The organism is Armatimonas sp. (assembly GCF_043760365.1).
Classification (GTDB): Bacteria; Armatimonadota; Armatimonadia; order Armatimonadales; family Armatimonadaceae; genus Armatimonas.
On record NZ_JAYUPA010000509.1, the window covers coordinates 1 to 13,454 of the forward strand.

Below are 13,454 nucleotides of genomic sequence, written 5' to 3' on the forward strand. Positions count from 1 at the left end.
GCCACCTCGTGCAGCCAGAAACGCGTCGGACTGCGCCTGCTCCAGCTTCTAGTGGAACGCTTCGGTACGAGTCTCAGTGAAGAGCAAGAGGCACTCGGAGCCGTGTCGGATATTATTTGCGCCGCCTACTGCCATGAAAGCGCTGCACTACGGACGCAAAAGCTCAAGGGGGCGGCGCAGGACACGGCAAAAATCTGCACCGCGCTCTATCAGCATGAGTCTCAAACGGCTGCCGTCGCCCACGCTGATCTGGTGCTCACCCGCTGCAACGCCGACCAAGCTCTGCGAGCGAGCATTCAGCAGAGGATTGCTCCTGATTGCGCCACCGATGCGGTTGCTCTACGGCGGACGCTGGCGGCCACGGTTCTCGCCTCGGAGAGGTACCCCTTCGGATGAGCAAGACCGGCGGGGCGTTTTTGCAGGGGGAGTTCCCGACTCAGCGGCCCTTCAACTCCTTTGAGAAGCAGTGCCTCGCGGCGATTCAGCCGTATCTGGAGGTCGAGGTACGGCCCCGCGCCGACCGGCTGGAAGATGGTGAAGACGGGCTTCTGGAGAGCTTGCTCCGCGAGGTCGGGCGGCTGGGCCTGATGGGCGTGGCGATTCCTGAGGAGTTTGGAGGCATTGCGCTCTCCCGGACACTGATTGCGCGTTTCTGTGAGGAGACGGCGCGTGCCTGCCCGAGCTTCGCGATCCCGTTCAATGTCCACTCGGGAGTCGCGACACTGCCGCTTCTCTGGTTTGGAACCGATGCACAAAAGGCGCACTGGCTACCCAAGCTGGCGACGGGTGAGGCGCTCGCCGCCTTTGCGCTCTCCGAACCCAATGCGGGCTCCGATGCGCTGGGGCTCTCGTGTCGTGCCACCCGAACGCCCGAGGGCGGCTGGCGGCTGAACGGCCAGAAGGTCTGGATTACCAACGCGGGGATCGCGGACCTGTTCACGGTCTTTGCCAAAGTGGACGGTGAGCACCTCACGGCGTTTCTAGTCGAGCGGGGGACACCGGGTCTGAGTGTCGGTCGTGATGAGAAAAAGCTGGGACTGAAAGGCTCACGTACGGCCTCGCTATTCTTCGATGATGCCGAGCTTCCCCGCGATGCCGTGCTCGGGGAGATTGGTAAGGGGTATCGGGCGGCGCTCTTCCCGCTCAATGTCGGGCGGCTCAATATCGGCGCAGCCGCGCTGGGGATGGCGAAAGAGGCACTCTCTCTTGCTCGTGCGCATGCCAGCGCACGCAAGCAGTTCGGGCAGCCCTTAGACAAATTTGAGATTATCGGCGACAAGCTCGCACGGATGGCTGAGAAAATCGCCCGCGCGGAGAGTGTTATCTACCGAACGGCAGCGCTACTGGATTCCTACACTTCCCCCGTGCTGCACGGGGGCGGCGGGGCGGCGGCGGGTGAGGAGTTTGCGATTGAGTGCGCCATTGCCAAGATCTACTGTACGGAGATGCTGGATTTTGTGGTGGACGAAGCACTTCAGATCCACGGCGGCTACGGCTTCTCCGAGGAATACGCCATCGCCCGCCTCTACCGCGACTCCCGTATCTTCCGTATTTTTGAGGGCACGAACGAGATCAACAGGCTGACGATCGCCGTGCAACTTCACAAACGCCTCGTCGCGGGCCGGATCGCTCCGCTTGACAAGGCCCGCGTCGGCAGGCTCACCACAGCCCTCGCAGCCCTTGAAGCGAACCCCGAGAGCCAGCTCAAAGCCGTGGCCCTCGCCGACATCACCATTGATCTGTATTCGGAGATAGTATGAACCTTGCTGAAAAACTAAGCCGCTACGCGGCAAATCTTACCTACGATGATCTAACACCCGAGGCAATCCACGAGGCCAAGCGGCGCGTTTTGGACTCCCTGGGCTGCGCGATGGGCGCACGCCATGCGCAGCCCTCGCGGATTGCACGGGAGCTGGCGCTCAGCGTAAGTGCCTCGCCGGGCGCGACCGTGATCGGGACAACTCACAAGAGCGCCCCGGACCACGCGGCCTTTGCCAATGGCGTTCTTTTTCGCTATCTCGACTTCAACGACACCTATCTCTCCAAAGAACCCGCGCATCCCTCGGATAATATCGCGGCGATCCTGGCCGCCGCCGAAGTGGCCGGCGCAAGCGGCAAGGATGTTATTCTAGCGATTGTGCTGGCCTACGAGGTTCAGTGTCGGCTCTGTGATGCCTACTCGATCCGTGCCCAAGGCTGGGATCATGTCACCTACGGCGCGTTCTCCACGAGTCTGGCCTGCGGAAAGCTTCTAGGACTTACCGAGGAGCAGCTCACCCACGCACAAGGGATTGCGGGTACGGTGGGCAACGCCATGCGCCAGACCCGCGTGGGGATGCTCTCGCACTGGAAGGGTTGTGCTTTTGCCAACGCGAGCCGAGGCGGGATCTTCGCCGCGCAGCTCGCCAAACTCGGCATGACCGGCCCCGCCCCGATCTTCGAGGGTGAGATGGGGTTTTTTAACCAAGTGGCACACGGCAGCTTCTCTCTGGACGCGAAGGCTTTTGGGCCGCCGTTTATAATTAACCAGACCTACATCAAGTTCTGGCCCGCTGAGTACCACAGCCAGAGCGCTATAGACGCCGCCCTCCAGCTTCGGGATCGCATCGGCGACTGGCGCGAGATTGCGAAAATCGAGATCGCCTCGTTTAGTGCGGCGGTGGAGATTATCGGAGGCGAGCCGGAGAAGTGGCGGCCCACGACTCGGGAGACGGCGGACCATAGCCTGCCGTACTGTGTTGCCGTGGCGCTTCAGGACGGCGATGTCACTCTGGATTCTTTTGATGCCGCACACCTAGGCAACGAGGCGCTGCTGGACTTTATCCAGAACATCACCGTGGTGGGGGATGCGGCGCTCAATCCGCGCTACCCTGAGGGAATTCCTAACCGGCTGACCGTGACCCTAAAAGACGGCACGCAGCATGTCTGCGAGGTCACGTTCCCGCGCGGCCACGCCCGAAACCCGATGTCGGATTCCGAGGTGGTGCATAAGTTCCGTAGCATGGCGCGTATTTATTTCCCGGAGGATCGCCTGGCGGAGATGGTTCGCAGGTGCCTGGCTCTGGAAAACGAAGCCAGCGTGACGCCGTTGCTGGAGCTCTTCGCATGAGCCCCGGAGCGCGGCTGCGCGGCTTGCTCGGTGAAAGCCAGGTGGTGCTGCCCGGGGTTTTTAATGCCATTACCGCGCTCCAGGCACGGGCCTGCGGCCACAAGGCGCTCTATCTTTCTGGGGCAGGAGTGACCAACGCCCTCACGGGCTTTCCCGATATCGCACTGCTCACGCTGACCGAGATGGCCCAGCAGGCGCGCTATATCTGCCGCGCCGTGCCGGAGACCCCCGTGATCGCCGATGCCGACACGGGCTACGGGGAGGTGCTCAATGTTGCCCGAACCGTCGAGGAGTTTGAGCACTCGGGCCTGGCGGGGCTGCATCTTGAGGATCAAGTCGCACCCAAACGCTGCGGACATCTCGATGGCAAGAGCCTGATCGAACCGGAGGCAATGGCAGCCAAGATTCGCGCCGCCGTCAAAGCCCGCCACGACCCGGACTTCTTCCTTATCGCCCGGACTGATGCGCGTGGCGTGACGGGGCTGGATGATGCCATCGAGCGTGCGAAGCGCTACGTAGACTCCGGTGCCGATGCCATCTTTCCCGAGGGGCTGCAAAGTCGTGAAGAGTTTGAAGCCTTTGCCACCGCCCTCCCCGGTACCTATTTACTTGCCAACATGACCGAGTTTGGCAAGACGCCGATAATCTCCGCGGAAGAGTTTGCGCAGCTAGGCTACGCACTGATGATCTTCCCAATGACCGCGTTTCGCGCGATGCTCTTCACGGCGCGCGAGGTCTACTTGACACTACACAAAACAGGCACGCAGCAAGGCTTACTGGAGCGCATGCAGACCCGTGCCGAACTCTACGAACTGATTGGCTACGAAAACTATTCCGAATTTGACGAAGAGGTGAATTCATGGACACAAGTAACTATAGACCCGGCCTCGAAGGGGTGATTGCCGGAATCTCCGCCGTCTCGATGGTAGACGCTGAGAAAAACCTGCTCCTGTACCGGGGCTACGACATCCACGACTTAGTGACGCACTGTACCATGGACGAAGTGGCGTATCTGCTTCTCCATGGTGACCTGCCGAGTGAAGAGAGCTTGGCGGTGTTTTGTCAGCGTGTGCGTACGGATCGTGAGGTGCCGAGTGCCGTCTACGAGCTCTTTCGTGTGATGCCCAGCGCGGCTCACCCGATGGATCGGCTCAAGGCTGCGGTGGCGCTGCTGGCCACGTTTTTGCCAGAAGATGAGCCCAATATTCGCAAGGCGGAGCGGCTCTACGCCAAGCTCCCGACCCTGGTTTGTGCGTCGTGGAGGATTTCACAAGGGCAGGAGCCGATAGCGCCCGATCCCTCGCTGTGCCACAACGCTAATTTCTTTCACTTACTCACCGGCGAGCCTCGAACCGACTACAGTGCCGATGTGTTTAATGTGACCCAGATTCTGTATGCCGAGCACGGCTTCAATGCCAGCACGTTTGCTGCGCGTGTCACCGTGTCCACGCTTTCGGATCTGTATAGCGGTGTCGTGAGTGCAATCGGGACACTCAAAGGGCCTCTTCATGGAGGCGCAAACGAGGCGGCCATGGAGATGCTCCAGGAGATAGGAACACCAGAAAGCGCCGCTACTTGGGTAAGGGAGGCACTTGTCCAGAAAAAGAAGATCATGGGCTTCGGGCACCGGGAGTACAAGAACGGCGACGAGCGCGCCAAGATTGTCAAGGGCTACGCCAAGGAACTCGCGGAGCGGACGGGCACGCGGCTCTGGGGGGAGATCTCTGAGATTGTCGAGGCGGAGATGCTAGCCGCGAAGAAGCTCCACCCAAACCTGGACTTCCCGGTGGCGAGTGTCTACTACTTAATGGGCCTCCCGATCCCACTCTATACCCCCATTTTTGTGCTGAGCCGCATCACGGGCTGGAGTGCGCATATTATTGAGCAACTGGAAAATAACCGCATCATTCGGCCCGGGCATCTCTACAATGGCCCCCCCCTCCGATCTGTGAAGCAATAGACATTTTGGAGACGCTAGGGGCGTAGAGTCAGGGAAATCCATCCTGAAAAGAGAGCCCTATGTTACCTCTTCTCTTGCTCTGCCCCACTGCGCAAAGCACACCGATTGCACCCGACACGCAGCGCGATGCCCTGGACTGGTACCAGAGAGGGCTGCGGGCAGTTGCCCAAGGAGTCTTTGTGGAGGCGGAGCGGGCATTTTCCGAAGTCATCCGCCTCGCACCTGCGTCGCAGCCCGAAACGCCCGCTCAGGAGCTACCTCCAGAGCTGCAGAACCAGCGTGCCCTCTTTGTGCCGCAGCTCAGCCTTGCGGCTGCCTATAACAACCGTGGTGCTGTCCGGGTCTTGACGGGACGGCTGGCCGAAGCGCAGGCGGATCTTGACCAAGCAGCAGCACTCCAGCCGGAGTGGAGACCTCCCTAGACCAATGGCGCACTTCTCTGGCTGGAGCGCAATAATGCTCAAAAAGCAGGCAACACAGCGCTGATTGCACGCACTTATGGGGGGGAGACTCCCCAAACTCTCTGTGTGCTCGCCGAGGCTGCCGTTCGGCGGCGACACTGGGACTCCGCCCGAGCGGCGCTCGCACGCTCGGCGGAGCTAGCTCCCAGCTATCCCTACGCTCTGCAGGTACGCGCCCTGCTGGAAGAGGCTCAAGGGCGGGGGCGTGATGCGGAGCGCCTGCGCATGCAGGCACTGGCGCTGCTCCCACAAACCGCGACATCGGGGCATCAGGTTGCCTGGAAACAGGAAAAGCAGCTCTCTCTGGGGCTCAACGAGCGCTTGGACGCGAGAACGGGCACACAGCAAGTACGTGGCTCCGTCTTCTCCAGCACCGATCTGCGCTTCCATCACCAGGCTGTCGAGGGCCGTGACAATGCTCGCCAGAAGACGATTCGCTTGCAGGCACTCTCGGGCCGAGCACGGGCCACAGGGGCCGATGGGCTCTTCGTTCGACTGGTGGGGGAGTCTGGGCAGTATCCGGGGCAGCAGGGCGATTTGGAGCAGAGCCGGTCGCAACGCTGGGGAACTCTGGGGCTACTCCATCGCCAGAACACCGCGGACAGTGTCTGGATGGGAGCGCTGACCGTGCGTGGGCACAAGCTCCCCAGCCTGTCCGACCGCCAGCTCGGGGCAGAGCTACGCTGGGATGGCCGTCCGGCACCACAGCTAAAAGTGACGGGCGGCGTCGCCTTGATGCAAAATGAGAGAACAGGTTTTCAGCCGCTGATGAATAGTGGTTTTCCCGCGCCGTCCGAGCCTAGCGATCAGCTCCTGGCTCCCGGCACCACACGGCTAATGAGTGCCTACCTGCTTGTCTCCCGTGAGAAACAGCCGGATCGGCTCTGGCGGGCGGGGCCGGTGCTAGGTTGGCAGCAAAGTTCCTTGGCAAGCCTGCCGACCCGCGCTGCCTATGGGGGGCTCCTACCCGATAGCAAGCGCAGCAGCCTTGCAGTATTGCCCAATGCGGAGTGGCTCCAGCCGCTTCGCCCTCATCAGCACCTGCACGCACTTCTCCGACCTCGGCTCGCACCCGCCGCGGGGGAGCTTCTGCCGCCCAACTTGCTGCCCGACCCACTCTTCGCTATTCCTGGTGCCAGCGGTGACCCGTCCACGAGCGACCGCTTGGTAGATTTCTTCCTTCAAGGGCCGGATAGTCGGCGCTGGGACACGGAGGTCTCGATTCGTGACACGTGCGCTCCGCTCTCCTGGGACGCCACGCTGTTTCGCAGGGAGGTTCGCAACGGTTTTATTTTGACCGGTGACCCGCGCCTAGCGGCCTCGCTGCCGTTGAAGGCGATCTCATCGGCAAGTACCACGGGTCTGCGTCTCACGGGGCGAAAGACCAATGGCCCCCTTGGCTGGGAAGGCTCGCTGTGTTATCAGAGTAGCGGCGCACTGGGCCTGCCGTCTGTTGAGATGTCATTGCGTGCGGAACTCCCCCAAACTGCGGCACTCGGCACGCCCTACACGCAGTTGCACCACTGGCGGAGCGCAAGCTCAACCTATGTTCCCGGTGGTTTTTCAGAAGGCAGCACGTCGGCGCTGACACTGTTGGAGCTGGGCAGCCAGCGCCGCATTGGTCCACAGCGAGAGAGTTTTGTTCGGGCCCAGCTACCCTTCGGAGGTGCGCGTGCTTTTTTCCCAGGCTACCCGATTTCAGCACAACTGCTGGCGGGAGTCCGCCAGCAGTTTTAGGTCCCTAGAGAAACGCAATTAGAGAAACGCAATTCGAGTCACTCGAATACGTAGCTCAGAGTTATTATCGCCGCTGGATCGCCGCTGGATCGCCGGTGTTGGTTGGGGTAGACCCGCTCCGTATTGGTTTCGACAAGACGCTTGAGCTCCGCGGGGGTGATAGAAATATTGTACTCCCCCACATCCTCGTTTCCCGAGATGGAGTCGTAGTCCCAGAGATGCCCGGTGATGGTGACGGGCGAGCCCGAAGGTGTTAGCGTCCCTGGTGCATACAACACTTGCACTTCGGGTGGCCCGGCGAGCCGGGGATGGGCCGGCAGGAACTGAGAGCCGTCTAGGCGGAGCTCAGCGCCCAGACGTTGGCCTTGGAGCGGGCTACTTTCAGGGCGTTCCCACAAAATAGTGTCGTTGAGGCGCATCGCCCCATAGACCTCCAGATCGCTATCCGTGCCATCGTCGGTGTCCTTGAGAATCACACGGGCAGTGATCCGGTAGTGCTCCCCCAGTGGGTTGGGAGCGTACTGGGTGTCGGTGTAGTTCGTCGTTCGCTGCATCGAGGCCCGGCTACGATCTTTGAGACTATGCACTTCGTAGGAAATTGGGCGCATCTGGATCGCGGTAGGGCGCTGGCTAAGCAAGCTGCGTACTGCCTGATCGAAGTCATTGTAGGAGCGCCCTGCCTGATACGCACCGTCGCTGGAGCCGCCAACAACCGCCCACGAGAAACGTGTCTGCCGGTCCTGGCGAAGCTGCGTCGAACGCTGCTTGACATCTAAACTTGCCAAAAATGAGCCGTGGGCATCGAATCGGTTCTTGATCTCCTCTTCCGTGAAAGTGCGGCGCATATTGAAGGCGATCATCGTGCCGTAGGTGACACTGCTAATATAGCAGGGCAGATTATCCACGCCGATGTAGCCATCGGCCACGAGCCGCCGCGTGTCATTGACGGTGAACACACTGCTAAAGAACGCCGCACCACCTGCTATCCGACCGATGTCCGCCGCGAGCGTGTAGCCCTTAACAATCAAGAGACCGTTGATGGACTCCTCATTGGCACTCGCACGATTGTTGAAAACCTCTTTGACGCGGTTGCCCAGAAACTCAAAATCTACTCCCAGCTCCAGAGCACTCTGCTCCGCGCTACTGGCGTACGTGTAGTTAAACGTTTGTTCCGTGCCGATCTGATTGGGTTGAAGCTGGCGAAGGAGCTCCCCCACCGCGCTGGTGACACTAGCGGCAGTCGGATTAGCGATGGTGCGTGAGGCACCAGGAATTTGAGGAGAGGCAATATAGACAGTCAGAGGTGCTCTTTGAGTACCCGCGACAGGGATTACATTGATCGAGCCCAGTCCGGAGCGCATCCCTTTTTCCTGGATCAGATTCCCCAGCCAGAAATCGGCGATAGGGGCAAAGCTGATGATCGCCTCCGGTGTCTCCGTGAGCGAGTAGTTTTTCAAAGTGACATTGTAGGTGCGTCTGTTTACCTGGGTTGGGCTACCTGCCGACGACCCTAGCGCCATCTTTGCATCGGGGCGGACGGGCTTACTGTAGCCTGCCAGAGTCCAGTTTGGTAGGCGGTTGAGCAGGTCGTTGGCGGAGGAAGCGAGCCAGAGGTTCTGGTTAGCCGGGGAGAGGTTTGCGGGGGGAGTGTTAACATTGATAAGCTTTTGGTCGCCCAGTAGTCCGCCCTGCTTGATCTGCGCCAAGGCACAGGGAACGAGCAGTGCATCTAGTCCTATCGTGAGCGCTGTCCGCAAAGATTGTTTCATTTGGAGTCTCCATTCCGATTTGGAATGAAGGCATTGTGCGGGGAAGGTGTCTCAAAGATGTCTTAGAGGGGCAGAGACACCAGGAGAAAAGCGCACACTGCGCCCCAAGCCCGTGCCTACGTCCAGTGCTTGGGAGAGTGCTTGGGGCCAGTCTGGGGGAATCATCGTGCACACTATCAGTTTGTGCCTCTGGCGGCGACGGTTTTCGATCCGGGGTACGGGGGCACCAAGGGACTCTCTTTGCTGCGAAGCGGCAGCCAGCCAAGGCTCTGTGTATTCTGGCAGGGCCTCCGCAAGTGCTTCGAATGCCTCTAGCTGGCCTAGGAGAAGCCCACTTTCAGAGAAGAGGCGCAGTGCCTGTTGAAGTGTCTGGTGTGCTCCTGGATCCCCATTGAGCAGAGCAATTCGCCCCGCGAGCAACAGATAATCCGCATCGTCGGCGACGGTGTGTGGCGGCTCGGCTTGCTTCAAGAGTACTTGTGCCTGTGGCCCGTCCTCCTGATAGAGTGCAATCTCAGCACGAATCATCTCCGTGAGGGCGACGCCACGGGAAACTCCGATGCGCTGATAGATCTTCTCCGCTTGATCACAGTCCTCCTCAGCGCTTTTGATATCGTCGTCCATGAGTGCCGCAAGAGCGCGGTACCGGAGAGTTTGAGCGAGTCGTGTGGTGCTGCCGTAGCCCTCGTGAAGCTGTGCGCTCTGGGTGAGCAGTGTGCGTGCTTCTTGCGCCCGTCCCTGTCGGTACCGGATAGACTCCAAAACGGTCATGATGTTGGCCCGCCACCAGCCCGTGCGATCCTTTAAGGCTTCCTCCGCGAGAGTGGCCGCTTGACGGATCTGTCCACGATGGCGTGCGATCTGTGCCAAGCTCGTGAGCGCGGCTGCGATTCCGGTTGCATCGCCCTTCGCTTGCCAGAAGTCCCAAGCTGCGGTCGCACTTTTCACGGCCTCATCGTAATCGGCACAGCGGATCAGCGTGGTTCCAAGATTGTGCAGTGCCCAGCCCAGAAAGATATCCTCGGGGTAGGGACGTAGTAAAGAGACGCTCTCCTCCAATAAGGCACGCGCCCGTGGCAGGTCGCCTAATTCCTCCGCAAAGTACCCCAGGGTCTGTCGTAGCGCCCCCTTCAGGTGGTTGGGAAGTGTGGGCTTTGCCGCAAGACACGCTTCTAGCTGGCGCTGCCCTTCCGCCAGGAAATTGATTCCAAACCAGTAAGGGGCGACCTCAAGGATAAGAGTCGCGGCGCGCTCGGGTCGTGTAGGCGTAGCCAGTCCAGGGTGGCCTGGAGGTTCTCATAGGCCGCCGAACAGCGTGTGCGCCACTCGGGTGTGACCCGCGAGACGGCAGGCCCCGCGGCAATTCCCAGATCAAAGAAGTGCGCGGCATGGCACTGTGCCAGTGCTTCCGCCTCCACTGTGTCAAGCTGCTCCCGCGCGAAAGTGGCCAGGGTCTCCAGCATCCCGAAGCGCACGACAGGCGCATCTGGTGCGCTGGCATAGTGCAGGAGCGAGTGCGCTCGGAGCGCCTCCAGCTCCTCCAATAGATCACTCTCGCCCAACACACATTGCGCGTCTTCTTGTGTCCAGCCACTGGAGAACACCACGAGGCGTGTGAAGATCCGCTGGAGGGACAAAGGGAGGAGCTCGTAGCTCGTCTGGATCGCGGCGCGGAGCGAGCGGTGTCGCACCTCACGCTGCTGCCGGGAATAAAAATCAAGGCGCTCCCCGATGCGGGCCAGCAGCTGTGCCGGGCTAAGAACAGAGACCCGTGCGGCGGCAATTTCTAGCGCAAGAGGGAGCCCGTCTAGGCGCTGGCAGAGCGCGGCGACACTGGCGCGATTGGTATCTGTCAGAGAAAAATCCGCCCGCGCCACCTGTGCACGATCCTCAAAAAGCACCAATGCCTCATCTGCGCTCATCGGGAGTAAGGGAAGCTCACGCTCTCCTTCGACATCCAGGCGACGGCGCGAGGTCACGAGGCAGCGCAGACCGGGTGCACGGGTAAGAAGCGCTGCCGTGAGGTCGCCGACCGCGTCTATTTGTTGCTCCGCATTATCGAGGATCAGGAGAGCGGCAGTAGGTTCCCTCAGCACACCTGCGATTGGTTCCAGAGGATCGTGTTCCGCTGTGTCGGCCAGGCCCAGGGTGCGGCGCAGCGCATCCGTGAGGGGAACGGCTGAGCTTAGCTCACTGAGTGAGAGGAACCAAATCACATCGGGCGATGTGACTGCCGAGCGCTGGGCCAGCTCAATTGCGAGGCGGGTTTTTCCACTTCCACCGGGCCCCGTTAGTGTCACTAGCCGTGTCCCGCTGCCGGGAACCAGCCAGTTTTGGAGGCGTGTCAGCTCCGACTCACGGCCAATGAAGCGGGTCAGTTTCAAGGGAAGCACGGGCTTAGCGGGGACACCTCGTGGGGCCACACGGGTGCCTGTAGGGTTTAGCGTCTCGGGCAGGCGCGACGGTGGTATCTCTCCAACGTGACCTTCCCCTTGAGGCTGGAGGCGCTCAAGAGCGGCGAGCAAGTCCGGGTGGTGTGGCGCAAGGGCGACGGTGCGCACAGCTCGATCTAGCGCAATCGTGCGCTCGGTTGCCTCCGCGATCCAATGACACGCTGCGAAGCCAAAGAGATCCGCGAGCCGGATCTGCTGCGGCACGACCCAGTCGTCGTAGACACCGGGAAGCAGTGCGCCACGGTAGTGTCCGACGGCTTCTCCCCAATGCTCCGCTTGAACCGCTTCCTCGAACGCACTCACATCCGTGTGGACAGCTTCCTGGCGCAGACGAACCGTCTGGTTGTCGGTTGACAGCCCCTCGCCAAAGAGCTTGCGTAACGACGAGAGCGCCATGCGCAGGCTATGACGTGCGGACTCAGGGGGGGCTTCCGGCCAGAAAATATCCGCGAGAACCTCCCGGGGGAAAGCACGCCCCGGCTGAAGTGCGAGATATGCCAGCAGCGCCTCCGTCTTCCGACTGGAAAGGCGCGTCACGGTACGGGCTCCCCGCACAAGCCGTAGCTCCCCCAAAAGCTCGATCCACCAGCGCTCATTCATCCCTGTTTTTTCTCTTTGAGACTCTACCACAATTGCAAACCTATGCTTCTGTTATACTGGGAAGTGATGCAAGATCAGGCAATAGCCGTTGTGATAGGGGCAGGCACGATGGGGGGAGGGATCGCCGCCGACCTCGCTAACGCGGGCTGGACCGTGCACCTGCTAGATCAAACCGTCGCCCTGGCGGAGGCGGGGAAGCGACGGGTAGAGCAGAGCAGCCCTCCGCTGCTCTATCTGCCAGAGCTTGCCGAGCGCATTCTTCCCGGCTGCGCTGAGGAGCTGGGTGTCTGTGCCGACGCAAACTGGGTGATTGAGGCAATCGCAGAAAAGCTCGCGCTCAAGCGGGCACTTCTCTCGCGTCTGGAAAGCGCCGTTGGCCCCGAGACCCTTGTGACGAGCAATACCAGTGGACTCTCGCTCACCGCGATGTCTGAGCACTGCGGGCAGGCGTTTGGGCAGCGCTTCTTCGGGACACACTTCTTTAATCCTCCCCGCTATTTAAAGCTCGTGGAGGTGATTCCCACACCCGTCACTGACCGCGTGGTGCTCCAAGACTTCATCACGCGGCTGGAGACACAGACCAACCATCGCGTGGTGGTTGCGCGAGACACGCCGGGGTTTATCTCGACGCGGCTTTGGATCACCCACTTACTAGACACCATCCACACCGCCATTGAGCAAGATGTCCCCGTTGAAGTTGTGGATGCGCTCACCGGCCCCGCGCTGGGCCGCCCCCGGAGCGCGACTTTTCGTATGGCGGATCTCGTGGGCCTGGATATTATCGCCTCGATCGCGAAAAATCAGTACGAATCCCTCCCCGATGATCCGCTGCGAGAGCGTCTTCGCCTGCCAGAGCCACTGGAGCGCCTGATCGCTGAGGGGCGCACGGGGCAGAAAGTGGGGGAGGGGTTTTACAAACGTGCGGGGCGCGAGATTCTGGCGCTGGACTGGCAGACACTGTCTTATCGTCCACGTCAGGAGGAGAACACCGCACGCGGCAAAGAGCTTGTCGCGACAATCCTTCCGCGTTTCTTTGGCTATGTCGAAGCCATCGCCGATGAAATTTCAGATAGTGAAGAGGCCATTGATAATGCAATGTGCTGGGGCTTCGGGTGGCAAAAAGGCCCCTTTTCAATGGCGCGTCGTGTTCCTGACCCGCCGGTTACGCCCGCGCTCCGCGAGTACGAGGGGGCGCTTGTCTTCGAGCTCCGTGGCAAGCTGAATGTCTTTGATCCGGGGCTCTGCGCCGCAGTTTTAGAGGCCGTCAGCCAGGCGGAGGCCCTGGCCTGTCCGCTGATCTTTACAGGGCAGGGGAGCTGTTTCTCGGCGGGCTACAACTTGGCACGCTTGGTTGCCGCCATGGAA

10 protein-coding genes and 1 pseudogene are annotated in these 13,454 nt (G+C 60.8%); 8 read left to right on the plus strand and 3 right to left on the minus strand.

Annotated elements, in window-relative coordinates; genetic code table 11:
- The 7 genes and pseudogenes from ACH2EH_RS11880 to ACH2EH_RS11910 all read left to right on the plus strand — a co-directional run.
- Positions 1–396, plus strand: a pseudogene (locus ACH2EH_RS11880) (hypothetical protein); the annotation flags it as partial.
- On the plus strand, positions 393–1,760 hold the full coding sequence (locus ACH2EH_RS11885) for an acyl-CoA dehydrogenase family protein (protein WP_395141927.1): 1,368 nt from the start codon (positions 393–395) through the stop codon (positions 1,758–1,760). The pseudogene ACH2EH_RS11880 and the gene ACH2EH_RS11885, both read left to right, overlap by 4 nt.
- Entirely contained in the window at positions 1,757–3,109 is a 1,353-nt protein-coding gene (locus ACH2EH_RS11890) for an MmgE/PrpD family protein (protein ID WP_395141929.1), read from the plus strand. Before ACH2EH_RS11885 ends, ACH2EH_RS11890 begins: the two co-directional genes overlap by 4 nt.
- A complete protein-coding gene (gene prpB / locus ACH2EH_RS11895; protein WP_395141931.1) occupies positions 3,106–4,008 on the plus strand; it encodes a methylisocitrate lyase in 903 nt (300 codons plus the stop codon). The genes ACH2EH_RS11890 and prpB overlap by 4 nt, the downstream gene beginning before the upstream one ends.
- Positions 3,969–5,069: a citrate/2-methylcitrate synthase gene (locus ACH2EH_RS11900; RefSeq protein ID WP_395141933.1), complete on the plus strand. Its 1,101-nt coding sequence runs from the start codon at positions 3,969–3,971 to the stop codon at positions 5,067–5,069. The genes prpB and ACH2EH_RS11900 overlap by 40 nt, the downstream gene beginning before the upstream one ends.
- Before the next feature lie 59 nt (positions 5,070–5,128).
- Positions 5,129–5,491: a hypothetical protein gene (locus ACH2EH_RS11905; RefSeq protein ID WP_395141935.1), complete on the plus strand. Its 363-nt coding sequence runs from the start codon at positions 5,129–5,131 to the stop codon at positions 5,489–5,491.
- Between the two features lie 105 nt (positions 5,492–5,596).
- The gene (locus ACH2EH_RS11910; protein WP_395141937.1) at positions 5,597–7,267 is read left to right on the plus strand and encodes a hypothetical protein; all 1,671 of its coding nucleotides are present in this window, start codon (positions 5,597–5,599) and stop codon (positions 7,265–7,267) included.
- 38 nt (positions 7,268–7,305) lie between these two features.
- Here ACH2EH_RS11910 and ACH2EH_RS11915 read toward each other — a convergent pair whose 3' ends face one another.
- From ACH2EH_RS11915 to ACH2EH_RS11925, 3 genes are read right to left on the minus strand one after another with little or no spacing between them, the layout of a single operon-like run.
- On the minus strand, positions 7,306–9,036 hold the full coding sequence (locus ACH2EH_RS11915) for a thiol-activated cytolysin family protein (RefSeq protein ID WP_395141939.1): 1,731 nt from the start codon (positions 9,034–9,036) through the stop codon (positions 7,306–7,308).
- A 51-nt stretch (positions 9,037–9,087) separates the two neighbouring features.
- Positions 9,088–10,311 carry a tetratricopeptide repeat protein gene (locus ACH2EH_RS11920; RefSeq protein ID WP_395141945.1) on the minus strand — a complete coding sequence of 408 codons (1,224 nt, stop codon included), beginning with the start codon at positions 10,309–10,311 and terminating at the stop codon, positions 9,088–9,090.
- A complete protein-coding gene (locus ACH2EH_RS11925; protein ID WP_395141941.1) occupies positions 10,209–12,089 on the minus strand; it encodes an NB-ARC domain-containing protein in 1,881 nt (626 codons plus the stop codon). The genes ACH2EH_RS11920 and ACH2EH_RS11925 overlap by 103 nt, the downstream gene beginning before the upstream one ends.
- A gap of 42 nt (positions 12,090–12,131) precedes the next feature.
- Between ACH2EH_RS11925 and ACH2EH_RS11930 the strand changes: the two genes are divergently transcribed.
- On the plus strand, positions 12,132–13,454 hold a 1,323-nt coding region (locus ACH2EH_RS11930; protein WP_395141943.1), incomplete at its 3' end, for a 3-hydroxyacyl-CoA dehydrogenase NAD-binding domain-containing protein.